The sequence below is a fragment of the Corynebacterium sp. AOP40-9SA-29 genome (assembly GCF_052377405.1).
In the GTDB taxonomy this organism is placed as follows: Bacteria; Actinomycetota; Actinomycetes; order Mycobacteriales; family Mycobacteriaceae; genus Corynebacterium.
In genome coordinates, this window is the sequence record NZ_JBQSWR010000004.1 from 194,720 (window position 1) to 218,768 (window position 24,049).

General features: G+C 67.2%; 20 protein-coding genes and 1 riboswitch. Of the genes, 16 read left to right on the forward strand and 4 right to left on the reverse strand.

Annotated elements, in window-relative coordinates; all coding sequences use genetic code 11:
• Window positions 1-13: 13 nt before the first annotated feature.
• Complete coding sequence (locus ACT3SZ_RS09130; RefSeq protein WP_444618225.1) at window positions 14-424, forward strand: DoxX family protein; 411 nt, start codon at window positions 14-16, stop codon at window positions 422-424.
• On the forward strand, window positions 421-1,281 hold the full coding sequence (locus tag ACT3SZ_RS09135; RefSeq protein ID WP_444618226.1) for a zf-HC2 domain-containing protein: 861 nt from the start codon (window positions 421-423) through the stop codon (window positions 1,279-1,281). The genes ACT3SZ_RS09130 and ACT3SZ_RS09135 overlap by 4 nt, the downstream gene beginning before the upstream one ends.
• Here the strand turns inward: ACT3SZ_RS09135 and ACT3SZ_RS09140 are convergent.
• Window positions 1,252-2,802: a dolichyl-phosphate-mannose--protein mannosyltransferase gene (locus tag ACT3SZ_RS09140; RefSeq protein ID WP_444618227.1), complete on the reverse strand. Its 1,551-nt coding sequence runs from the start codon at window positions 2,800-2,802 to the stop codon at window positions 1,252-1,254. The genes ACT3SZ_RS09135 and ACT3SZ_RS09140 overlap by 30 nt on opposite strands.
• Window positions 2,803-2,874: 72 nt before the next feature.
• Here ACT3SZ_RS09140 and rsmI point away from each other — a divergent pair, with 72 nt between their 5' ends.
• From rsmI to ACT3SZ_RS09190, 10 genes are all read left to right on the forward strand, one after another.
• Complete coding sequence (gene rsmI, locus ACT3SZ_RS09145; RefSeq protein WP_444618228.1) at window positions 2,875-3,801, forward strand: 16S rRNA (cytidine(1402)-2'-O)-methyltransferase; 927 nt, start codon at window positions 2,875-2,877, stop codon at window positions 3,799-3,801.
• Window positions 3,802-4,003: 202 nt separating this feature from the next.
• Window positions 4,004-5,656, forward strand: a complete 1,653-nt coding sequence (locus ACT3SZ_RS09150) for a BCCT family transporter (RefSeq protein ID WP_444618351.1) — start codon at window positions 4,004-4,006, stop codon at window positions 5,654-5,656.
• 89 nt (window positions 5,657-5,745) lie between these two features.
• Window positions 5,746-7,587 (forward strand): methionine--tRNA ligase, encoded by a 1,842-nt coding sequence (gene metG / locus ACT3SZ_RS09155; protein WP_444618229.1) that lies wholly within the window; start codon window positions 5,746-5,748, stop codon window positions 7,585-7,587.
• A gap of 3 nt (window positions 7,588-7,590) precedes the next feature.
• Complete coding sequence (locus ACT3SZ_RS09160; RefSeq protein ID WP_444618230.1) at window positions 7,591-8,262, forward strand: TenA family protein; 672 nt, start codon at window positions 7,591-7,593, stop codon at window positions 8,260-8,262.
• A gap of 10 nt (window positions 8,263-8,272) precedes the next feature.
• On the forward strand, window positions 8,273-9,109 hold the full coding sequence (locus ACT3SZ_RS09165; RefSeq protein WP_444618231.1) for a TatD family hydrolase: 837 nt from the start codon (window positions 8,273-8,275) through the stop codon (window positions 9,107-9,109).
• A gap of 193 nt (window positions 9,110-9,302) precedes the next feature.
• Window positions 9,303-10,460 (forward strand): transglycosylase family protein, encoded by a 1,158-nt coding sequence (locus tag ACT3SZ_RS09170; protein WP_444618232.1) that lies wholly within the window; start codon window positions 9,303-9,305, stop codon window positions 10,458-10,460.
• Between the two features lie 32 nt (window positions 10,461-10,492).
• On the forward strand, window positions 10,493-11,404 hold the full coding sequence (rsmA, locus tag ACT3SZ_RS09175; protein ID WP_444618233.1) for a 16S rRNA (adenine(1518)-N(6)/adenine(1519)-N(6))-dimethyltransferase RsmA: 912 nt from the start codon (window positions 10,493-10,495) through the stop codon (window positions 11,402-11,404).
• Window positions 11,401-12,444, forward strand: coding sequence for a 4-(cytidine 5'-diphospho)-2-C-methyl-D-erythritol kinase (locus tag ACT3SZ_RS09180; protein ID WP_444618234.1), 1,044 nt, complete (start codon window positions 11,401-11,403; stop codon window positions 12,442-12,444). Before rsmA ends, ACT3SZ_RS09180 begins: the two co-directional genes overlap by 4 nt.
• Before the next feature lie 32 nt (window positions 12,445-12,476).
• The gene (locus tag ACT3SZ_RS09185; protein ID WP_444618235.1) at window positions 12,477-14,330 is read left to right on the forward strand and encodes an ABC-F family ATP-binding cassette domain-containing protein; all 1,854 of its coding nucleotides are present in this window, start codon (window positions 12,477-12,479) and stop codon (window positions 14,328-14,330) included.
• A 53-nt stretch (window positions 14,331-14,383) separates the two neighbouring features.
• Entirely contained in the window at window positions 14,384-16,204 is a 1,821-nt protein-coding gene (locus tag ACT3SZ_RS09190) for an alpha/beta hydrolase (protein WP_444618236.1), read from the forward strand.
• 1,013 nt (window positions 16,205-17,217) lie between these two features.
• Here ACT3SZ_RS09190 and ACT3SZ_RS09195 read toward each other — a convergent pair.
• Entirely contained in the window at window positions 17,218-17,370 is a 153-nt protein-coding gene (locus ACT3SZ_RS09195) for a hypothetical protein (protein WP_444618237.1), read from the reverse strand.
• Between the two features lie 587 nt (window positions 17,371-17,957).
• Between ACT3SZ_RS09195 and ACT3SZ_RS09200 the strand changes: the two genes are divergently transcribed.
• On the forward strand, window positions 17,958-18,281 hold the full coding sequence (locus tag ACT3SZ_RS09200) for a putative quinol monooxygenase (RefSeq protein ID WP_301442722.1): 324 nt from the start codon (window positions 17,958-17,960) through the stop codon (window positions 18,279-18,281).
• Window positions 18,282-18,300: 19 nt separating this feature from the next.
• Window positions 18,301-19,173, forward strand: coding sequence for a polyphosphate kinase 2 (ppk2, locus tag ACT3SZ_RS09205; RefSeq protein ID WP_444618238.1), 873 nt, complete (start codon window positions 18,301-18,303; stop codon window positions 19,171-19,173).
• Window positions 19,174-19,179: 6 nt separating this feature from the next.
• On the opposite strand, the gene ACT3SZ_RS09210 is transcribed toward ppk2, so the two are convergent.
• Window positions 19,180-21,060, reverse strand: a complete 1,881-nt coding sequence (locus ACT3SZ_RS09210) for an AMP-dependent synthetase/ligase (protein WP_444618239.1) — start codon at window positions 21,058-21,060, stop codon at window positions 19,180-19,182.
• An 89-nt stretch (window positions 21,061-21,149) separates the two neighbouring features.
• Here ACT3SZ_RS09210 and ACT3SZ_RS09215 point away from each other — a divergent pair, with 89 nt between their 5' ends.
• Window positions 21,150-22,220 (forward strand): 3-hydroxyisobutyryl-CoA hydrolase, encoded by a 1,071-nt coding sequence (locus ACT3SZ_RS09215; protein ID WP_444618240.1) that lies wholly within the window; start codon window positions 21,150-21,152, stop codon window positions 22,218-22,220.
• Here the strand turns inward: ACT3SZ_RS09215 and ACT3SZ_RS09220 are convergent.
• Window positions 22,195-22,947 (reverse strand): nicotinamide mononucleotide transporter family protein, encoded by a 753-nt coding sequence (locus ACT3SZ_RS09220; RefSeq protein WP_444618241.1) that lies wholly within the window; start codon window positions 22,945-22,947, stop codon window positions 22,195-22,197. The two genes, ACT3SZ_RS09215 and ACT3SZ_RS09220, sit on opposite strands and share 26 nt — an antisense overlap.
• A 9-nt stretch (window positions 22,948-22,956) precedes the next feature.
• Window positions 22,957-23,089, reverse strand: a riboswitch (FMN riboswitch).
• A 155-nt stretch (window positions 23,090-23,244) separates the two neighbouring features.
• Between ACT3SZ_RS09220 and ACT3SZ_RS09225 the strand changes: the two genes are divergently transcribed.
• Complete coding sequence (locus ACT3SZ_RS09225) at window positions 23,245-23,925, forward strand: DUF1648 domain-containing protein (RefSeq protein ID WP_444618242.1); 681 nt, start codon at window positions 23,245-23,247, stop codon at window positions 23,923-23,925.
• Window positions 23,926-24,049: the final 124 nt, after the last annotated feature.

Here is a 24,049-nt window from a genome sequence, read left to right on the forward strand (position 1 = left end):
TGATGTCGTCATCATGAACAATCCTGCTTTCCGCGATGCGGCCCTCCTCGTCCTGCGCGTCGCCCTCGGGGTCGTGTTCATCGCCCACGGGTGGGACAAGGTCTTCCAGGTGGGGGTGGAGCAGACGGCCCAGCAGTGGGCGTCGATGCACATCCCGCAGCCCACCTTGTCGGTGTGGGTGGTCTCGGTGGTGGAGATGCTCGGCGGAGCCTTGGTGCTGCTGGGCTTCCTGACCCCGGCGGCCGCCGGGGTGCTGGCCCTGGACATGATCGCCGCGTTCTACTTCGTGCACCTGGGCAACGGCTTGTTCGTCACCGACGGGGGAGGGGAGTTCGTCATCGTGCTCTTCGCCGCGTGCGTGATGCTCATCGTCTTCGGCGCCGGGCGGGCGAGCCTCGACAAGGCGCTGTCACGGTTCGGGTGAGTTCGGTGGAGGATCCTTACGACGTCCACGCCGCGGTACGCGCCGCGCTGTCCGCCGAGCTCGACGGGGAGGACGCCCCGTCCGGTGTGGACCACGACATGATCGAGACGCACCTCTCGGCCTGCGCGGACTGCAGCGAATGGTTTGCCGCGGCCAGTGACCTGAACCGCCGGCTGCGCATGTCCGTCGCCTCGTCGACAAGCACCACGCAGGACGCCCCGGTGGATGCGAGCGCGCTGGCGGCGTCGATGGTGCGACTGGCCGACGAGACCCCGCAGCTCTCGCACCGGCTACGCAACCGATCTTTGCCCTTGGTACTCAGCCGCCTGGCGATGGTGGCCGTGGCGGTCTGCTATATCGCCTGGTCGGTGCTGTTGCTCACCGGCGCCGCCGGCACCGGGGCCGAGGCGTCGGACGGTCCGGGTGGTGCGGTCGGCAACGCCGGGGATCCGGACGTGGCGTCGTTGTCGGTGGACGCCGCGGCGGTGCGCTTGGCGCTCGCCGCCGGGTTGCTGTGGGGCGCGGCGCGGCCGCGCTCGGCTCCGGGTTTGCTACCGGTGTTCCTGGCGTTGTGGGGGTTCGGCGCGGGTTTCGCCACCCGCGACGTGGTCCTGGGCCTGTTGGACGGCGCGGTGGATGTGACGATGATCGCCGGGCTGCTGCTGCACCTGGCGGCGTGCGCGTCGCTGATCGGGGTGTGGTTGTCGCGCAACCACGCCGTGGCCCCGCTGCGGCAGTCGTTGCGAGGGCTCTCGGCCCGTCCGGTCAGTTACAGTCCCGAAGACGTGCAGGCGAACTCGAGTTGGCGGCCCGGAGATCCCGGCGACTCAGGTCCAGCCGGGCAGCCACATCCGTAGCTGCCACTGCTCGTCGGTGAGCGGCATGCCGGTGAAGATGGGCAGGAAGAACAGGAACATCCACACCACGAGCACCAGGTAGGCCACGGCGACGAGCATGCCCGTGCGCTCCAGGACGAGCACGCGCAGCTCGCCGAGAATGCCGGAGGTCGGTACGTCCTGCGCTGTCTTTCGCAGTGACCATCCCGACACCTGCCCCAGGCACAGGGCCAGTCCGATGATGAGGAAGGGCGCGAGGTTCGTGGCGTAGAACAGGTACATCTGCCGGTCCACGTTGAGCAGCCAGGGCAGGAAACCGGCGGCGTAGCCGACGACCGGCACCAGCCAGCGCATGTCGCGGCGTCCGATCAAGCGCCACAGTCCCCACGCCAGTACCGGGAGCGTGAGCCACCACATCGCCGGCGTGCCGATGAGCAGGACGGTCTCGCGGTGGCCGTCGTCGGTGGTGGTGGAGTGGTAGAGCAGGGCACGGGTGGTGGCCAGCCAGTCCCACGGCTTGGACTCCCACGGGTGGTGGTGGCCGTTGGAGTTGGTCAGCTCGGAGTGAAAGCCCAGCACGGAGACGTGGTAGTAGATGAAGTTCAGCCAGGTGTCCGGCAGGAAGTCCAGTCCCCAGGAGGCGATCTGATCGTTGCCGGCCTCGGCCTCGTGGCGGAATACCCCGGTCTCCGAAGCGAACCAGGACCGCCAGGACAGCAGGTACACCACCAGCGGGGCCAGCACGATCGAGGCGAAGCCGGGCAGGCAGTCGCGGCCCACGGTGCCGAGGAAGGGGCGTTCCACGCCGAAGCGTCGGCGACGCCACCAGTCGAGTGCGACCACGGTGAGCCCGAAGAAGGCCATGTAGTACAGCCCCGACCACTTCACCGCCAGGGCGCAGCCCAGGGCAACGCCGGCGGCGAAGCGCCACCAGCGGAAGCCCAGGCGCGGGCCCAGCGGACGCTCGCCGATGCGTCCTTCGGCCAGGACGCGGCGGAAGCGCCGCTCCATCTCGCCGTGGTCGCGCAGCAGCAGGTACACGGCGAGAACGACGAAGAACACCTGGAAGTGGTCGAGCATCGCCGAGCGTCCGGTCACGAAAAGAATGCCGTCGCACAGGGCCATGATGCCGGCGGCCAGGCCGACCCAGTCGGAGCCGCTGAGTCGGCGGGCGGTGGCGGCGATCAGCAGGATCACACCGACGGCCATCAGTGCGACCACGATGCGCCATCCCCACGGGTTGTTGCCGAAGATGGCCATGCCGAGCGCCTCGAGGTGCTTGGCCAGGGGCGGGTGGACGACCAGCCCGTATCCGGGGTTGTCCTCGATACCGCCGCGCACGATCTGCCACGACTGCGGCACGTAGTGCTTCTCGTCGAAGACGGGGGTGCCGTTGTCGGTGGGGTGCGACAGCCACAGCAGTCGGCTGAGCAGCCCCAGCACTCCCAGGGTCGCCAGGATCGTCCACCAGCGCCGGGTCCCTTGCTGGGGACGCTGCCGCAGTGCGGCGGCGGTGGCGGTGGTGGCTGGAGTCTGCGTCACAGTGGGCAATCCTATACGTCACGGGCCGTGGTTCCGCCCCCGGCAGGTAGGCGCGGGTAGGCTCTGGTGACCATGCAGGAGAACACCCCGGACCCGCAGACAGTGACCGCCGTGACCACAGTGACCACCGGGCTGCAGCGCGCCGCCGCGCAGCGCCCGCTCGCCGGCGGCGGGGTGATCCTGGCGGCCACGCCCCTGGGAAACCCGCTGGACGCGTCCCTCCGTCTCATCGACGCCTTGGGCAGCGCCGACGTGGTCGCCGCCGAGGACACCCGGCGTACCCGCGCGCTGGCGGACGCTCTGGGTGTGGAGATCACCGGTCAGGTGGTGTCCAACTTCGACCACAACGAAGCCGACCGGGCGGCCGGACTGGTGGAGCGTGCCGCCGCCGGGGCTCGGGTCCTGGTGGTCACCGACGCAGGCATGCCCTCGGTCTCCGACCCGGGATTCCCGCTGGTCCAGGCCGCGCAGGACGCCGGGGTGCCGGTCACGTGCCTGCCCGGTCCCTCGGCGGTGCCGACCGCGTTGGCGCTGTCCGGAGTGGGCGTGGGGCACTTCGCCTTCGACGGTTTCGCCCCGCGCAAGGACGGTGCGCGACGTCAGTGGTTGGAGTCGGTGCGCGATTCCACCCGCGCGGTGAGTTTCTTCGAGTCTCCGCACCGGCTGGCGGCCACACTGGCCACCGCCGCGGAGGTCTGCGGGGCGGACCGGGAGGCCGCCGTGTGCCGCGAGCTCACGAAGACCTACGAGGAAGTCGTCCGCGGGCCCTTGGGCGAACTGGCGCAGTGGGCGTCCGACGGGGTGCGCGGTGAGATCACGGTAGTGATCTCGGCATCCGCCGGCGGGACGGATAAATCCCCGGAGGACCTCGTTGATGAGGTCGAGGCGAAGGTGGCCCAGGGGTTGCGCCTCAAGGACGCTAGCCGGGAGGTTTCCGCAGCATACGGGCTGTCGCGCCGGGAGCTCTACGAGGCGGTCCTGGCGGCACGCCAAGACTGACTACCCGGGCACACCCCAGGACACACCCTCTGGGGTGCCCGGGTCCGTGTCCGGGGAGTATGGCAGAGTGGTCGGCATGTCCGTTTCAGAAGAGAACCCACAATCAGACGATATCGGCCCCCCGGGCACCGACGCTGACGGTGCCCCGTTCACGGATCCCGGTCTCAACATGGAGAAGATCTCTCCTGTCGCCACCGAGGACATGCTGCCGCCCCCGGCCGAGGACGAGAACGCGAAGGTCGATAAGACCGTCGTCGGCTTCGCCGCGGTGATCGTGCTCGCCGTCGTTGTCTGGGGCCTGGTTGCCCCGGACAGCTTCTCCTCCTTCGCCGACGCGGCGCTGGACTTCATCGTCACCGACTTCGGCTGGGTGTACATCATCGCCGGCTCGGTGTTCGTGTTCTTCATCCTGTACGTGGCCCTGAGCAAGTTCGGAAACATCCGGCTGGGCCAGGACGACGAACGACCGGAGTTCAACGCGGCCAGCTGGATCGCGATGATGTTCGCCGCCGGCATGGGCATCGGCCTGATGTTCTACGGTGTGGCCGAGCCGATGAACTTCTACCGCAACGGTGTGCCCGGTGAGGCGACCGAGAGCAACCCGGTGGCCTTCTCCACCACGTTGTTCCACTGGACGCTGCATCCGTGGGCGATCTACGCGATCGTCGGCCTGGCCATCGCCTACGGCACCTTCCGCCTGGGCCGCAAGCAGCTGATGAGCTCGGCGTTCATCCCGCTGATCGGTGTGCGCCGTGCCGAGGGCTGGCTGGGCAAGCTGATCGACGTGCTGTCGATCTTCGCCACCGTCTTCGGTACCGCCGCCTCCCTGGGCCTGGGTGCCCTGCAGATCGCCTCCGGCCTGAACGCCACGGACATCGTGGATGACCCGGGCACCGGCTGGCTGCTGCTGATCATCGGTGTGCTCGGCATCTGCTACCTGATTTCGGCCTACTCCGGTGTCGGCAAGGGCATCCAGTACGTCTCGAACTTCAACATGGTCATGGCCGCGATCCTGGCGTTCTTCGTCCTGATCGTGGGCCCGACCGTGGTCATCGCCAACACGATCCCCACCGCCTTCGGTAACTACCTGCAGGAGTTCTTCGGCATGGCCGCCCGCACGGCGGACACCTCGCCGGGCATGGACGAGTGGCTCGCCGGCAACACCCTGTTCTACTGGGCATGGTGGATCTCCTGGTCGCCCTTCGTCGGTACCTTCATCGCCCGCATCTCCCGCGGACGTACCGTGCGCGAGTTCATCCTCGTGGTGATGCTCGTGCCCACCGCGGTCTCCGTGGTCTGGTTCTCCATCTTCGGTGGCAGCGCCATTCACCAGGAGGGCGAGGGCTCCGAGATCTTCGGCGACGGCAACTCGGAGAACATGCTGTTCAACCTGCTGCACGACCTGCCGTTGGGCACCGTCTCCTCGATCATCGCCATGGTCCTGCTGGCCACCTTCTTCATCACCTCGGCGGACTCCGCCTCCACGGTGATGGGCACGATGAGCCAGAACGGCAAGCTCGTCGCCGACCGCAAGGTCACCGTGCTGTGGGGTCTGCTGACCGCCCTGATCGCCGTGGTCCTGCTGCTGTCCGGTGGCGACGACGCCCTCAACAGCCTGCAGTCCGTGACGATCATCGCGGCCAGCCCGTTCGTGATCCTCATCTGCTTCCTGTGCCTGTCGATCTACAAGGGTCTGTCGCAGGACCCGCTGTTCCTCGACGAGAAGCAGAAGCGGGCCTTCGCCCTGCGTCTGGCGCGTGAGCGCCGGCACCAGGAGACCGCCGAGGCCCGTGCCGCCCGTGAGCGGCGTCGTGGCAAGCGTGGCGACTCTTCGGAGAAGGCCGGCTCGAAGTAGCCGAGACCAACGCTCCGCACGCAGGCGCGCACCAGGGGAAACCGTCCCCGGGTGCGCGCCGTCGTTATGTCATGGCTTAGTCTGGTCGCATGTCGAAACACGTCCTCACCGCCGTCGCCTGGCCCTACGCCAACGGACCCCGCCACATCGGACACGTCGCCGGGTTCGGCGTCCCCTCCGATGTCTTCGCCCGTTTCCAGCGAATGTCGGGGAACAAGGTGCTGATGGTCTCCGGGACCGACGAGCACGGCACCCCGCTGCTCGTGCAGGCGGAGAAGGAGGGCGTGGGCGTCCAGGAACTCGCCGACCGCTACAACCGCGTCATCGTGGAGGACCTCGCCGGGCTGGGCCTGTCCTATGACCTGTTCACCCGCACGACCACCCGCAACCACTACGCCGTGGTCCAGGAGCTCTTCCGTGGCCTGAATGACAATGGCTACATGCTGCGTCAGACGACCACCGGGGCGATCAGCCCGTCCACCGGTCGTACCCTGCCGGACCGCTTCATCGAGGGCACCTGCCCGCTGTGTGGTGCCACGGATGCCCGCGGTGACCAGTGCGATAACTGCGGCAACCAGCTCGACCCCGCCGACCTCATCGACCCGCGCTCGAAGATCAACGGGGAGACCCCGGACTTCGTGGAGACCGAGCACTTCATGCTCGACCTCCCGGCCGTCGCCGAGGCGCTCGAGGGCTGGCTGACCACCCGCGAGGGCTGGCGTCCGAACGTGTTGAAGTTCTCCCTCAACCTGCTCAAGGACATGCGTCCGCGCGCGATGAGCCGCGACATCGACTGGGGCGTCCCGGTGCCGATCGAGGGCTGGCAGGACAACAACGCCAAGAAGCTATACGTGTGGTTCGACGCGGTCGTCGGCTACCTCTCCGCGTCCATCGAGTGGGCCTGGCGCTCCGGTGAGCCGGATGCGTGGCGCGAGTGGTGGTCGGATCCGGAGGCGGTGTCCCACTACTTCATGGGCAAGGACAACATCACCTTCCACTCGCAGATCTGGCCGGGTGAACTGCTCGGCTACGCGGGCAAGGGTGCCCACGGCGGCGAGGCCGGCGAGTTCGGCGAGCTCAACCTGCCGACCGAGGTCGTCTCCTCGGAGTTCCTCACGATGTCCGGCTCGAAGTTCTCCTCGTCGAAGGGCGTGGTGATCTATGTGCGCGATTTCCTGGAGGAGTTCGGCCCGGACGCGCTGCGCTACTTCATCGCCGTCGCCGGCCCGGAGAACATGGACACGGACTTCACCTGGGACGAGTTCGTGCGCCGCATCAACACCGAGCTGGCCAATGGCTGGGGCAACCTGGTCAACCGCACGGTGTCGATGGCGCACAAGAACTTCGGCGAGGTGCCCGCCGCCGGCGAGTTCACCGCCGAGGACACCGACCTGTTGGAGGACGCCGCGTCGGCCTTCGCGACCGTCGCCGAGTGCCTGGAGCACTCGCGGTTCAAGGCGGGCATCGCCGAGGCGATGCGCATCGTGGATCGCGGCAACCAGTACATCGCCGCACAGGAGCCGTGGAAGTTGGCGAAGGACGAGTCCCAGCGTGAGCGCCTGGCCACGGTGCTGCACACCGCACTGCAGGTGGTCTCCGACGCGAACACCCTGCTGACCCCGTACCTGCCGTTCTCCGCGCAGAAGGTCTTCGAGACCCTCGGTGGCACCGGCGTGTGGGCCGCACAGCCGAAGGTCGTCGAGGTCACCGATGATTCGCCGCGCACCCCGGTGGGTGTGGGGCTGCCGGCCGAGGGCCGCAGCTACCCGGTGATCATGGGCGACTACGACGACCAGCAGGCGCACTGGGGACGCACCGAGCTCACCGCGGGTACCCCGCTGGCGAAGCCGTCCCCGCTGTTCACGAAGCTCGATCCCGAGCTCGCCGAGACCGGCCCGTCCTGGGCATCGGTCCAGGCCTCGGCGGAGTAACCCATGACCGCCAGCACCCGCTTCAGCGACCAGTTGCGCGCCGAGCACGCCGACACCTGGGACGCCGCGGTGACTCACCGTTTCGTCCAGGAGTTATTCGCCGGCACGCTGCCGGATGCGCGGATGGCGGAGTACCTGGTCCAGGATTACCGGTTCGCCGATGGCTTCATGGCGTTGCTGGGCACCGCGGTGGCCACGGCGGACAATTACCCGGCCCGTCGCCGCTTCGCCCAGTTCCTCGGGGAGGTCGCCGGCGACGAGGACACCTACTTCGTCGAGGCGATGGCCGAGCTCGGCGCGCAGGACGGCGCGGGGGAGGCCGCGGTGCCGGACCGTCCGGCGACGGCGGGGTTCCGCCGGCTGTTCGCCGACGCCGCGGCGTCCGGCAGTTATGTCGCGGTCGTCAGCGTGCTGGTGGTGTGCGAGTGGCTGTATCTGGACTGGGCGACGCGCCCGGAGAACACCGCCCAGGCCGCCGACGGTCGCCCGGAACGCCATGTGCACGCCGAGTGGGTGCGGTTGCACGACTACCCGGACTTCCACGATCTGGTGGGGTTCCTGCGCGATGAGGTGGACCGGGTGGGGGAGTCGGACCCGCAGGTGGCCCGCGAGTACTTCGGGCGCACGGTGGATCTGGAACTGGCCTTCTTCGAGGAGTCCTTGCCCGCCAGCTAGCCTGGGGGTCATGTCACGACGTAAGCCCCGCCCCACACCCGTCCCGCCCGAGGCGCTCCCGGCCCTGTTCGACGCGCATACACACCTGGCGTCTTGCGGTGCGCAGGACGCCGCGGCGGTGCGCGCGGTGATGGACCGCGCGGCGGCCACCGGGGTGAGCGGGGTGTGCACCGTCGGCGATGGGATCGACGAGGCGGACCTGGCCCTGCAGGCCGCCCACGCCGATGAGCGCGTGGTGGCGGCCTGTGCGGTGCACCCGACGAAGGCCGACGAACTCACTGAGGAGGTTCGCGACCGCCTGCGCGAGTTGGTCGCCGACCCGCGGTGCGTGGCCGTGGGGGAGACCGGGCTGGACACCTACTGGATCACCCACGACCCGGAGAATACCGCCGCCCTGGATGTCCAGGAGGAGGCGCTGCGCTGGCATATGGACCTGGCAGCGGAGGTGAGCAAGCCGCTGATGATCCACAACCGCGAGGCCGACGAGGACCTGATGCGCGTGCTGGCGGACGCCCCAGAGGGCCTGCCGGTGATGCTGCACTGCTTCTCCTCGCCGCTGGAGGTGGCCCGCGAGGCGATCGAGCGCGGTTATTACCTGAGCTTCTGCGGCAATGTGACCTTCAAGCGCAATGAGGAGCTGCGTCAGGCGGCGGCGCTGGTGCCGCCGGACCGTCTGCTCGTGGAGACCGATGCGCCGTATATGACGCCGGAGCCCTACCGGGGGAGCCGCAATGAGCCGGCGTACGTGGGCTACACCGCGCGCTGCGTGGCTGAGGCCCGGGGCATGGACGCCGCGGAGCTCGGGGAACTAGCTACGGCGAATGCACGGCGGTTGTACGGCATCTGAATTGTTGGTGCCGGTGTGACCCGTGGGCCCTAAGTGGCCTGCAGGTGTGATGATGGCGACAGAAACGGGGGGAGAAGTCGCGATTTCTTGATCGTGACCCAATCGTTACCGTATCGTGACCAACGTTATTAGATATGGCCTGAACCGCCGCCCCTGATCCGCAGGGTCGTCGCCACCGGAGGTAGAAGAGCGCGTGTCCCCCAAGAAGAAGTCCACCCTGCACCGCATCAACAGCACCAGCTCGGTCCCGCTGCGCGCGGCGACCGGCGGTATGCTGGCGGTCCTCGTCGTTGGCGGCACCGTGGTGGCCACGAACCACAAGGACGTCACCCTGGACGTCAACGGCAAGATCGTGCAGGCCAGCGCGATGTCGGGGGACATCCGCGGGCTGCTGGAAGACAATGACGTCGAGGTCGCCGACCGCGACATGATCACCCCGGGGCTCGACGAGAAGGTCGAGGACAACGGCACCGTGACCGTGCGCTCGGCACGCCAGGTCGCCGTGACCGTGGACGGCCAGCTCAAGGACGTCGACACCACCTCGCTCACCGTCGCCGACCTGCTCTCCGAGCTCGGCTACGGCGACAACGCCGCCTCCCTGTCCGAGGGCACCGGCACACAGATCCCGGTCGACGGCATGGAACTCAACATCACCACGCCGCGTGACTTCACCCTCAACGACGGCAACCCCGGCGAAGAGCCGGCCCGGTTGTCCCTGGCCGCCGCCACCGTCGGCGAGGCCCTGGAGCTGCGCGGCACCCCGCTCGGCGAGGACGACGTCGTCACCCCGTCCGCCGACACCCCGCTGACCCCCGGTACCCACATTGAGGTCCACCGCGTGACCTCCGATGAGGTCACCGAGGAGCGTCCCTTCGACCCGCCGGTCACGGTGGAAGAGGACCCGGACAAGCCCGAGGGCGAGGAAGAGGTCGTCGAGGAGGGCTCCGCCGGCCTGGAGAAGGTCACCTACAAGGTCACCACCACCAACGGCGAAGAGACCGGCCGCGACGTGGTCGACCGCACCGAGCTCGAGCCCGCGACCGAGCGCATCGTGATCCGCGGCACCAAGAAGGCGTCCTCCGCCTCCGCTGCTGCCGTGGCCGGCGGTTCGGTCTGGGATGAGCTCGTGCAGTGCGAGGCCACCGGCGACTGGTCGGCCAATACCGGCAACGGTTTCTCCGGCGGCCTGCAGTTCACCCCGTCCACCTGGGCTGCCTACGGTGGCACCGAGTACGCCGCCGAGGCGCACATGGCTTCCCGTGAGCAGCAGATCGCCGTGGCCGAGAAGGTCCAGGCGGCACAGGGCTGGGGCGCCTGGCCGGCCTGTACCTCCAAGATGGGCCTGAGCTAGAAATATCGCTGCGTCGGCTATCCTGGTCAACCGTGGAACATGAGAACAGCACGGGCGTCCGACTACTCGGCCCTGGCGACATCCGGGAGCTGGCCGCAGAGCTCGACGTCACCCCGACCAAGCGTCTGGGCCAGAACTTCGTCATCGACCCGAACACGGTCCGTCGGATCGTCTCGGCCGCCGAGGTGGGGGAGCACGACCACGTCGTGGAGGTCGGTCCGGGTCTCGGTTCACTGACCCTGGCATTGCTGGAGTCCGTTGGCTCGGTCACGGCCGTGGAGATCGACAAACGCCTGGCCGGGCGCCTGGAGCAGACCGTCGGTGAGTTCGCGCCTTCGCGTGTGCACGACCTCACGGTGCTCACCGCCGACGCGCTTACCTTGACCGGCGAGGAGATCAGCGAACCTACGGCGCTGGTCGCCAACCTGCCGTATAACGTCTCCGTGCCGGTGCTGCTGCACCTGCTGGAGGTATTCCCCAGCATCCGCCGGGTGCTGGTGATGGTGCAGCTGGAGGTCGCCGACCGGCTCGCCGCGGACCCCGGCAGCCGTGTCTACGGGGTGCCCAGCGTGAAGGCCGGCTTCCACGGCCGGGTGCGCAAGGCCGGCACGATCGGCAAGAACGTCTTCTGGCCGGCACCGAAGATCGACTCGGGCCTGGTGCGCATCGACCGCTGGGGCGATGCCGACCGCCCGTGGCAGGCGCAGCTGGAGGAACTGGGGGAGGACGCGCTGCGCCGCGAGGTCTTCGCCGTCACCGACGCCGCCTTCCTGCAGCGCCGTAAGACGTTGCGCGCGGCGCTGTCCGGCTACTTCGGTTCCGGCCCGGCGGCCGAGGAGGTACTGACCCGGGCGGGCATCGACCCGCGCGAGCGTGGCGAGAAGTTGGACTCCGCCGCCTTCGTGGACCTGGCCGTCGCATCGTTGGCGGGCAAGAACTCATGACGCTCGGCCGTTCCGTCACCGCCACCGCCCAGGGCAAGGTCAACCTGCACCTGGCCGTCGGCGACGCCCGCGATGACGGCTACCACGAATTGCGGACCGTCTTTCAGGCCCTTGACCTCACCGAGTCCGTCACGCTCAGCGTGACAGACGTGCACGAGGGCGTGCCCGATGACCTGGTCGAACTCATCGGTTCCTTCACCGTCACCGGACGCGACGCCACCAAGGTGCCGGTGGGCGAGGACCTGGCGGACAACCTTGCCGTGCGCGGCGTCCTGAGCGTCCTGACGCACTACCGGGACAGTCTCGCCGGCGTGCCGGCGGCGTCCTTCCCGGTGCTGGACGTGCTGGTCGACAAGGGCGTTCCCGTCGCCGGTGGCATGGCCGGCGGCTCGGCGGATGCGGCGGCGGCGATGATCGCCACCTGCGAGATCATGCACGGCCCCGGCTTCGACCGCGTGCCGCGTCCGGACGACGACACTCTCGCCGTGCTCGCCGCCGATATCGGCGCGGACGTGCCCTTCTGCCTCGCCGGCGGCACCGCCCTCGGCCAGAACCGGGGGGACGTCCTGGTGCCGGTGCTCACGCGCGGCACCTACCACTGGGCGTTGGCGATGGATCCGCGCGGACTGTCGACCGCGGACGTCTTCGCCCGCCTCGACGAGCAGCGCGCGGCGGCCGCCCGCGGGGAGCGTCCTGACCTGCGCGCCGAGGGACCCGAGGGCGCGCAGCGCGCGATCCTCACCGGGGACGTCGACGAACTGGCGCATCACCTCAATTCTGCGGTGGTCAATGATCTGCAGGCCCCGGCGATCAGCCTCAGCCCGGATCTGCGCGGCACGCTTGCCGCAGGACGCGACGCCGGCGCCTTGGCCTGCCTGGTGTCTGGCTCCGGTCCGACGGTGGCGATGCTGTGCCGCGATCGCGGCCACGCGGTCGACGTGGCGACCACCCTGTCGGCCGAGGGCGTGGGCGGACGTGCCGTAGCGACCACCACCGCGGCGTCCTGCCGGTATGGTGCGCGTATCGTTGCAGGGGCGTAACACCCCCACCGAGAGGATCCCCCCGAACCGCCATGGCAACACCGATCAACCTGATCAACCTGGAGAACGTCGAGAAGTCCTACGGTCTCAAGACCCTGCTGGACAAGGTCAGCCTGGGGGTGAACTCCGACGACCGGATCGGCGTCGTCGGCCTCAACGGTGGCGGCAAGTCCACCCTGCTGCGCGTCCTCTCCGGCGACGACACCGCCGACGCCGGCCGGGTGTCGCGCAATAACGACCTGCGCATGGCGCGTGTCTCGCAGGACGTCGACCTCGCCGGCGACACCGTCGGCGCGTCCGTCCTGGAACCGCTGGGCCTGCAGACCTACGAGTGGGCCTCGGATCCGCGCGTGCGTGAGGTGCTGCACGGCCTCGGCGTCGCCGAGTTGGGGGAGGACGGCCTGGACACCCTGGTGGCCGGTCTCTCCGGCGGCGAGCGCCGACGCGTGGGCCTCGCCGCGGCGTTGGTGAAGGATCTGGACCTGCTGATCCTTGACGAGCCGACGAACCACCTGGACGTCGAGGGTGTGCAGTGGCTGGCCTCGCACCTGCTGTCGCGCCGCTGCGCGCTGATCGTGGTCACCCACGACCGTTGGTTCCTGGATACCGTGGCCAACCACACCTGGGAGGTCCATGACGGAGTCGTGGATGTCTACGAGGGCGGCTACAACGACTGGACGTTCGCCCGCGCCGAGCGTGCCCGGCAGGCCGACGCCGCCGAGCAGCGCCGCGCCAACCTGGCCCGCAAGGAGCTGGCGTGGCTGCGTCGCGGTGCCCCGGCCCGCACGTCCAAGCCGCGGTATCGCATCGAGGCGGCCGAGGCGTTGATCCAGGACGTCCCCGCCCCGCGCGACTCCGTGGAACTGATGAGTTTCGCCACCCGGCGCCTGGGCAAGAAGGTCATCGAGCTCGAGGACGCCACCGTGGCCACCCCGGACGGCCGACCCCTGGTCGAGGACCTCACCTGGCGGCTGAACCCCGGCGAACGCATCGGCCTGGTCGGTGTGAACGGCTCGGGCAAGACCACGTTGCTGCGCACGCTGGCCGGCGAGAACCCGCTGGCGGCGGGGCGTCGGATCGAGGGACGCACGGTGAAGATCGGCTGGCTGCGCCAGGAGCTCGACGACCTCGACCCCGCCCGCCGGCTGCTGGACGCGGTGGAGGACGTGGCCTCGCGGGTGCAGATCGGCGACAAGGAACTCACCGCCTCACAGATGGCCGAGCGCCTGGGCTTCTCCTCGAAGCGCCAGCGCACCCCGGTCGGCGACCTCTCCGGTGGCGAGCGCCGCCGGCTGCAGCTCACCCGCGTGCTCATGGCGGAGCCGAATGTTCTGCTGCTTGACGAGCCCACCAACGACCTGGACATCGACACCCTGCAGGAGCTGGAAAGCCTGCTGGACGGCTGGGCCGGAACCATGGTCGTGATCTCTCACGACCGCTACCTCGTGGAGCGCATCTGCGACTCCACCTGGGCGCTGTTCGGCGACGGACGGCTGACGAACCTGCCCGGCGGGATCTCCCAGTACCTGGAGCGCCGTGCGGAGCAGGCAGCTCAGGAGAACCGGCACACCGGCAATATGGCGCTCGGCGGGGCGTCCGACAAGACCGCTGAACCTGCAGCCCCGGCGGCACCGGCCCTGTCCGCGCAGGAGGACCGTGCGCTGTCCAAGGAACTCGGCGCGCTGGAGCGCAAGATGTCGAAGGTGCAGTCCAAGGTGGACGACCTGAACCGCCTGCTTGCTGAGGCGTCGGCACCGGCGGACGGCAATATCGACACCGCACTGCTGTCGGATCTGGACGCGAAACTGTCCGCGGCCAGGGATGAGCACGAGGAACTGGAGATGAGCTGGCTTGAGGTCGCCGAGCGCCGGGAGACCGGCTGCTAGACTCACTAGCCATACATGACGTTGACGTGCGTGGAGGCTGAATAGTGCAGGTGGTGCAGGACGATAAATCCCCCGACTTCCCCGGTGTGATCGTCCGGCAGGACCACGGTGCACAGCCGGAGCCGGAACATCGGGGGTTCCTGCGCGGCCTGATGGAGCCCAGCACATGGGGGCTTGTGGTCGGCGCGTTGATGTTCGCGCTGTCGCTGACACCCTCTCTGTTGACACGTGACTGGCTGTTCCAGGGGGTGGCCGCAGGGCTGTCGGCGGCAACCGGCCACCTGATCGGCGTGGTGCTTCAGTGGGTGTGGGTCCTGTGGATCCACGACCTGGTGGAGCCACTGATCACCGTAGTGACCCGCGGAAAGACGGTGCCGCCGCGCTGGCGTCCGCGTCTGCGGATCGCGCTGATCGTGGTCATCGTCGTCGCGCTGCTGGTGTGGATCCTCTTCGCGGTGCAGTGGCAGCAGCAGATCGCCGACATCATGGGCGATGAGGCCTACTCCGCCGGCGAGTTCCTGAAGGTGCTGCCGGTTGGCCTGCTGCTGTGGGTGGGGTTCTACCTGGTGGGCAAGATCGTGGTGCGTGGCACCGTGCTGCTGGCCCGCGCCGTCCCCGGCCAGCACACCCGCTACGGCCTGAAGCTGCTGGTGTCGTGGGCGGTCGTCGGTGTGGTCACGGTGTTCGTGGCCGACCAGATTCTGCCCGGTACGATCCTGCGGGTCAGTGAGCGCATCTTCTCGGTGCGCGACCAGGAGATCCGCGAGGATCTGGTGGAGCCCACCGTCCCGGAGCGCAGTGGTGGGCCGGGGTCGCTGAATGAGTGGGAGGATCTCGGTGCCTATGGCACCCGGTTCACCGCGCTGGGCCTGTACAAGGACCAGCTCGAGGACCTCACGGGGCGTCCTGCCGAGGAACCGATCCGGGTGTACGCCGGTTTGAGCAACGGCGACACCGACCGCGAGCGTGCCCTGAACGTGGTCGATGAGTTGGAGCGCACCAACGCCCAGGACCGCGAGGCATTGATGGTGGCGCCGACAACGGGCACCGGGTGGGTGAATCCCACCGCCGCGCAGGCCTTTGAGTTGATGTTCGACGGGGACACCGCCATCGCCGCCGACCAGTACTCCTATCTGCCCAGTGCCTTGCAGTTCATCACGGACCGCAACCGGGTGCGCGAGGCGGGCAAGGAGCTCATCGACGCGGTGGCCGACTGGTGGGACCGCCTGCCGGAGGACAACCGGCCGAAGCTCTACGTGTACGGAGAGTCCTTGGGCACCACGGCCGGCGAGGGCGGCTTCTCCGGTGTGCGTGATATCGCTTCCACGGTGGACGGCGTGCTGTGGCTGGGCCCGCCGAATAGCAATGAGCTGTGGCGTGACTTTGTGACCCGTCGTGACCCGGGTACCCGCGAGGTGGACCCGGAGTACTCCGGCGGGATGATGGTGCGGTTCGCGGAGAACTCCGAGCAGATCCAGCGGTGGATCAACGATCCGGAGGACGGCGGGACGTCCTGGGACGGCTCGCGGGTGCTGTATGTGCAGCATCCGTCGGACCCGGTGGTGTGGTGGTCGCCGAACCTGTTGTTCCGGGAGCCGGACTGGTTGAAGGAGGCACCGGGCTTCGACCGGTCGCCGACGATGCAGTGGATGCCGGTCGTCACGTTCTGGCAGGTCACATTGGACCTGCCGCGTGCGGGCAATGTGCCCAACGGGCACGGGCACAACTACGGCACCTCCGTGCTGGACGGTCTGGTGGCGGTGGCGGGGGAGGACCGCTTCTCCGTTGACGATGTGGAGCGGTTGCGCGTGCAGCTGGACGAGGCGATGGAGAACCAGGGCCCGGAGAAGGAGGTCGGTGTCGACAACGGCTGACCTGGGCCGACGCCGACTGACACTGACTGACACTGACTGAGTTCAATATGTGAATATAGTCACTTTTGCATCACTGTTCTGACGGTCGCCTACGTGCCGCGTTAGGCCGACGATCCCGTCCCACCTCACGTTTCACTGTCCTTCTCCTGCGCGGGAAATCACATAAGCGGCATGAACAGCGCCTATGGATAGTCAAGCCCCCTTTATGGGGGTGTGTAGTTTGGCCTGTCTAACACCCGTCGGATTCCATCGGTAGGCTATGTGATGCAGCGAGGTTAATTCTTCGCTGTGAACCTCATATACTTCTATCGAAAGGCATCATCATGCTGGACATCATCGGCACCATCGTTAACAGCATCGGCGACTTCTTCAACGAGGCCATCGAGCTCGTCACCGGCTCCATCGCCGGCGAGTAATTCGCTGTAGCGATGTAGGCCCCCGCACTTCGGTGCGGGGGCCTTCTCTATGTCTGCGTGGGGAATAGGTACGTTTCCCGACATAAGGTATGTTTAGCATGTGCGGACGTGATGAACCCGCGCTGAGAGCACATCTTCGTGTGTGCCTGCCTTTCGCGAATCCGCGCACCGGGCCCCCAATAAGCGGGGCTGGTGCGCGGATTCTTTTGTTGTTCCGCCTGGTGAGAGCGCCAAACGGGGGTTGTTTTTACCCCAAACGGGGGTATATAGTCTGCCCCATGTAACAACTTTGGGCTTCTTCTCGGTATTGTTCCTGGAGCAGCGAGGCATGAGCGTCGCAGCAGAATTTCATATACTTCTATCGAAAGGCATTACCATGCTGGATATCATCGGAACCATCGTCACCGCCATCGGCACCTTCATCACCTCGGCGCTGACCACGGTCACCACCTCCATCACCGGCGCGTAATTCGCACCCCAGTGATGCTGGCCCCCGCACCTACGGTGCGGGGGTTTTTGCATGTCCGGGTACTCGTAGGAATAGTCTTGCTCTTTCTTGGTGCTCTCAACGCGTTCCGCCTTCGCTGCGGAAGTCGACTAGGGGGCGGCTCCATCGCTGTGGCCCGCGATGTCCACGGAATCGCGGCCATCCTTGCCGGCGTCATTGCCACCTCTGTCCGTCAACTTCGCGGCGAGGGTGCCGAGCAAGGGTTCGAGTTGTATCGCGCACTTTCGCTGAGGTGAAGGCATGGAGCCGGCCCTCATTCGGCAGCTTCTCGCAAATGTTTACCTCCATGAGCACCGGGTGATCTCGCCGGAGGCCCGCAAGGATCTCGAAGCTACGCGATGGCGGCCCTGTCGGTGGGTAGTTTTGTCTGTGTGTGATGTAGGCTCCTGGTATGCGAGAAGTGATGACCCTCGCAGTGGAGCGCACGCCGTGCGCATGCCTTTCGTGAATCCGCGCACCGATTCCCGACTGTGGAATGGTGCGCGGTTTTCGTGTAGGCCCATCTACCTGGGGTGACTCGAAGTCAAGCCCCCTTTCTAGGGGTGTATATTATCCTCCACCTAACCCCTTAGGGTTTTTCACATGTAGGGTTCGTGGAGCAGCGAGGCATAAGCATCGCTGTGAACACATTCTTCTATCGAAAGGCATCACCATGCTGGATATCATCGGCGACATCGTCAACGCCATCGGCGACTTCTTCACTGAGGCTCTGGGCACCATCACCGGTTCCATCACCGACGGTGCCGAGGACTAGTAGCCCCCAGCGTCACGGCCCCCGCACTTCGGTGCGGGGGTTTTCGCGTTCCCGGGCACGCGTAGAATTGCGCCCATGATTTTGATCAACGTCCGATTCCGCCCGCTGCCCGAGTACGTCGAGAACTTCCGGGAGGTCGTCGCCGACTTCACCGACGCCACCCGCGCCGAGGCCGGCAACCTGTGGTTCGACTGGTTCCGCGGCACCGACGATCCCACCGAGTACTTCCTGGTGGAGGCCTTCGAGGACGGGGCCGACGGGGCCCACGTGGAGAGCGACCACTTCAAGGCCGCCTGCGAACTCTTCCCCACGGTGCTCTCCGAGACCCCGCAGATTGTTAATACCTCCATCCCCGGAAAGAGGGAGTGGGATCGCATGGCGGAGTTCTCCGTGGAGTAACGGGGTAAACTCGTCAGACATGACGTCACGGAACGCACCTGCCGAAAACCCGACCGCGACCCGCCCGCGCAAGCTCGACAAGGTCGCCTACGAGAAGGAGCTCAAGAAGCTCCAGGCGGACCTGGTCGACATGCAGCAGTGGGTGCGGGAGACCGGTGCCCGCGTGGTGGTCATCATGGAGGGCCGCGACGCCGCCGGCAAGGGCTCCGCAATCAAGCGCATCACCCAGTACCTCAACCCCCGCTACTGCCGGGTCGAGGCACTCCCCGCGCCGACGTCCCGTGAACAGGGTCAGTGGTACTTCCAGCGCTACGTGGAGAAACTGCCCTCGGCCGGTGAGATCGTGATCTTCGACCGCTCCTGGTACAACCGTGCCGGCGTGGAACGGGTCATGGGCTTCTGCACCGCCCCGGAGTACCGCCGCTTCCTGCACCAGGCACCCATCTTCGAGCGCCTGCTCGTGGAGGACGGCATCATGCTGCGCAAGTACTGGTTCTCCGTCTCGGACGAGGAGCAGGTCGCCCGGTTCACCTCCCGCCGCGAGGACCCGCTGCGCCAGTGGAAGCTCTCCCCGATGGACCTGCAGTCCATCACCCGGTGGGAGGACTACTCCCGGGCGAAGGACGAGATGTTCGCCCACACCGACACTCCCACCGCCCCCTGGTACACGGTGGAGAGTGAGGACAAGAAGCGCTCACGCATCAACGTGATCAACCACCTGCTGTCCTCCGTGCCGTGGGAGAAGGTCGAGCACACCCCGCCGCACATCCCCGAGCGCCCGGAGGTGGCCTCCGACTACGAGCGTCCCCCGCGCACCGAGTTCCGCTATGTGCCGGACCTGGCCTCGAAGTTGGAGCGCAAGCCCAAGAAGAACAAGAAGAAGAGCAAGTAGCCACGTTCAGGCGTAGTTGCTCTCGATCTCCTTCGCGAAATGCTCGTGGATGACCTTGCGGCGCAGCTTCAGCGACGGGGTGACCTCCTGGTACTCCACTCCGAGGTCACGGTGCAGGATCGTGAACTTCTTCACCTGCTCCCACCGGTTGAGGTGGCTGTTGAGCTCATCGATGTAGCCCTGCACCATCTCCCGGGTCTCTGGGGCGCGCACAATGTCCTTGTAGCTTCCCGACAGTCCCTGACGGGTGGCCCAGGCACTGACCGCCTCGTCGTCCAGGGTGATCAGCGCGGAGACGTAACTGCGGTCGTTGCCCACGGTCACGATCTGGCTGGCCACCGGGCACAGTCCCTTGAACTTCGCCTCGATCTGGGCGGGAGCCACGTACTTGCCGTTCGAGGTCTTGAACAGCTCCTTCTTACGGTCGGTGATCTTGACCCGGCCCTCGTCGTCGATCTCGCCGATGTCACCGGTGGACAACCAGCCGTCGGCGTCGAGTACCTCGGCGGTGGCCTCGGGATTGTTGTGGTAACCGTCCATAATCCCTGGCCCGCGCAGCTGCACCTCTCCGTCGTCGGCGATGCGCACCTCGACCCCGTCCAACGGGGGGCCCACACGCCCTGCCCGGTAGGACTGCGGCCGCGTCAGGCAGGACGCCGCACTCGATTCGGTCAGTCCATACCCCTCGAGGATCGGCATGCCGGCCGCACCGAACCAGCGGGCCACATCGGTGTTCAGCGCCGCCGAGCCGGAGATGAAGTAGTGCACGTTATTGCCGAAACGCTCACGGATCTTCGACATGACCAGCTTGTCGCCGATCTTCGCCTGCAGCCGGACCCAGGCATTGGCCGATCCCACACCGTTGTCGGCATCGAAGACCTGCACGCCCACGCGGCTGGCCCAGTGGAAGAGCTTCTCCTTCACTCCGCCCTCATTGGCCATCATCGTGGCGACACCGTTGTAGGCCTTCTCGAAGATCCTGGGTGCCGAGCCCATGAACGTCGGCTTCACCACGCCGAGGTTCTCTACGATCTTGTCGATCCGCCCGTCGATCGCGGTCTCGAAACCGACCTGCAGCGGCAGGACGAGCAGCAGTTTGCCCATCACGTGCGCCAGCGGGAGCCAGAGGAACTGCTTGTCATCGATGGTGAGCAGGTTATCCGGCCCGGAGTTCGAGGTCTGTTCGGAGGCGGTCGCCTCGAATACCCACACCCGGTGGGGGAGACGCACACCCTTGGGCCGTCCCGTTGTTCCCGAGGTGTAGATCAGCGTGGACAGGTGCTCCAGGGTGGTCGCGTCGATCCGGTCGTCGACGGCCGACGGGTGCTCGGCGAGGTAGGCGCGCCCGGAGGCGCGCAACTCCTCGAGCGTCATCACCCACCCCGCAACGTCCTGCGCGAGCTCGGTCGGAACCTCGCCGGACAACAGGACCACGGTGCCGACCTCCGGAATCGACGCCCGCATGCCCAGGAGTTTCTCCAGCTGCTCGGCGTCCTCGGCGAAGACCAGGCGTGAGCCGGAGTCGCTGAGGATGAATTCCACGTCGTCGGCGATGGTGGTGGGGTAGACGGTCACCGTGGCGGCGGAGGCGTACATGATCCCGTAGTTCGCCAGCGCCCACTCATAGCGGGTGGCGCAGGCGATCGCCACACGCTCCTCCGCCTCGATGTCTAAGGCCATCAGCCCGCCGGCGACTTCGCTGGCCTGGGTGCCGAGCTCGCCCCAGGTGACAGCCTTCCAGACCTCCGAGCCGCCGTCGATCACCGGGAAACTGTAGGCACGACGGTCGGGGGTTTCCCGGATCCTGGCGCGCAGCATGTGCCCCACCGAGCGGACGGCGGGGTCGAGGCGAACGGTGGGGGAAGAGGTGGCTGGCGTCGTCGTCATCTGGGCTCCATCCGAGAGGTGGGTGTGCTTTGTGTCACGATAGCAAAGCGTATCCCCGTTCGGAGGCGTTCCGTGCCACCATGGCTGGTATGGCTTCCACTACCTCCCCCCGCTACCCCGAAAGTCCCCTCGTGCGCGTCGAATCGCTGCATGGCATCGGTGTTATTACCCTCGACCGACCGAAGGCGCTCAATGCGCTCAATCACGAGATGATCAGCGCCATCGCTGCCGCGCTCGCCAGGTTTAGCGATGATGCGGATGTCCGCCAGGTGCTGCTGTGCTCGGCGGGGGAGAAGGCCTATTGTTCCGGCGGGGACGTCCGCGCCGTCCGCGATTCCGATCTCACCGGTGACTTCACCGCGGGCGACGACCTCTTCCGCGATGAGTACGACATGAACCACGCGCTGGCCACGAGCCCGAAGCCCACCATCGCGCTCGTCGACGGCATCACCATGGGCGGCGGCCTCGGCGTCTCCGCCCACGCCGACGTACGCGTGGTCACCGACCGCACGTGGGAGTCGATGCCGGAGATGGCGATCGGCTTCATCACCGACGTCGGCATCTCCCACGCCTTCACCCACCTGCCGAACGTCCGGGAGGACGCCCGGACCGCCGTCGGCCTGTTCCTGGCGACCACGGGTTACCGGATGACCGCCGCCGACCTGCTGTGGAGCGGTCTGGCGACGCACCGCCTGCCGGACGGTGAGGCCGAGCGCTTCCAGGACGTCCTCCTGCAGGACGGTCTGGACGTCGCGCTCACGCTCACCCACCGCCCGGAGGAGGCCTCCGAGTTGGAGGACAATCTCGACTGGATCGCGGAGACCTTCGCCGGCGACGACTGGGCGGCGATCGACGCGCGCCTCGCCGCAGCGTCCGGCGACTTCGCCGCGGAGGTCCGCGGCCTGCTCGCACCCGCCAACCCGTTGTCGCTGGTCGCCGCCACCGTCCTGCTGAACCACTCGTCGGACGCGACGCTGCGCGAAGCGCTGGACGCCGAATACGCGCTGGGACGCCTCCTGCGCCGCCAGTCGAACTTCCCCGAGGGCGTGCGCGCCGTGCTGGTCGACAAGGACCGCGACGCCCACTTCACCCCGGCCAACGTCGCCGAGGTCACCGACGAGCAGGTGGAGGAACTCAGGCGGACAGTGGCTCAGGCGTGACCTCGGCGCTTCTGCGCTGCACCCGCAGCCACACCACGAAACCCCAGGCCACGAAGGCGCCATAGACCAGGTAGAGCACGGCGCTGGGGTAGTAGCCGGCGGTGAACAGCAGCGGTACGCCGACGATGTCCACCGCGATCCAGATCAGCCAGAACTCCGTCCAACCCCTGGCCATGCCGAAGGTGGCGAGCAGCGAGCCGGTGAAGATCCAGGCGTCCGCCCACGGACCCCAGGACCCCAGCGCGCTGAACACCCAGGCGAAACCGCAGGTGCCCACGACCGCGACCACGAGCATGCCCACCCGCTCGCGCGTCGAGGCCCAGTGCGGCTGCACCGCCTCGTAGGTGTCCGCCGGTTCCGAAAGGATCGAGCGCGACGGGTCAGTATCCTCTGGCTCCCGCATCCCGGCGGTCTTCGCGCGCTGCCACTGCCACCAGCCGTAGACGCTGACGATGAGGAACATGACCTGGCGTCCGGCCTGCCCGTAGAGGTCCAGGTCCTGCGGGGTGTGGAAGACACCGCCGAGGAAGACGGTGAACAGCAGGACGTTGCCGGCGATGCCCACCGGCCAGGCCCACACCACCCTTCGCATACCGCCGATAGCTGAGGCGATGCCGAAGCCGTTGCCGATGATCTCGCGCCAGAGGACAGCGGAATCGCCGATCGTCCACTGGGCATTGAGGAATGTCGTGAGGCCGTCCTGAAGGGACGACAGTACTGCGGACATGAGGTGTCCAGCCTTTCTCTCCCATCCGGACTATGACCGTCGGCCCCGGAATTACACCGAGTCTGCTTGACCCACCTGGTGGAGGTGGCGCTCGCGGGCTTTCACCGCCGGTGGGGACTTCCACCCCGCCCTGAGAATGCTTACCGGGGTCACGTTACACCTGCCGCGACCGTGTGTCGGAGGTTAGGCTCAATCGGACTGATACTCTCTGAGAGTATGACGGCGGATTCACACGAAAAACCTCGGAAAGCAGACTATCCGCCGGTAAAGATGCCGGGGCGCCTCTATCTTCTGGCCGTGGTGCCGCCCGTTCTGGCCGCGTTGGCCCTGATTGCGTCCTACGGCTCGCTGCCGGATCCGATGCCCACGCACTGGGGATTCACCGGCGAACCGGACGCCTGGGCGCCGAAGTCGATGGGCACGCTGCTGGTCAATATCCTGCTCGGGCCACTGCTGTGCGTCCTGGCGATGGCCGGTGCCGGCGCGTTCCTCCAGATGCACTCCGGCTCCCTGTTCGAGCCGGGCGGGTCGAAGACACCCGCCGACGCTCAGCGCACCTGGCACGAACTGCGCGTGATGCAGCCGCTGTTGGGCTGGTACTGCGTGATGCTGTCGACCTCGCTGACGCTGCTGATGCTCGGCCTGAACGCCCCGTGGCTGCGCAGCATCTCTGGGCTGCTCGATGCCCTCGGCATGCTCGGCATCATCGCCGCCACCATATGGCTGTTGGTGGTGGGTGGTCGTAAGTCGGACGCCATCGCCAAGAAGTACCCCTATTCCGACGGACGGCGACGGCGCTGGCTGCTCTTCGTGGAGATCCCCGGTAGCGACCGGGTGATGGTGGACACCGGCAGCGGCACGAACTTCACCTTCAACGTCGCCACCAGGGGAGGACGCATCGGCGCGGTCGTCCTCTCGCTGGTTCTGCTGGCGACGGCGGTGCTGCTGCTGTCGATGGCGGTTGCGGCGCTGTTCTGAGCGGGCCTGGGCGGGCAGGTGCCTCCCGAACGCACAACGACGGTTTCTGTCCATCGTCGGGGGCGAAGTGGCTACTTCGTCCTCGAAATCAGACAGAAACCGTCGTTGGCAGCTATCAGCAGGC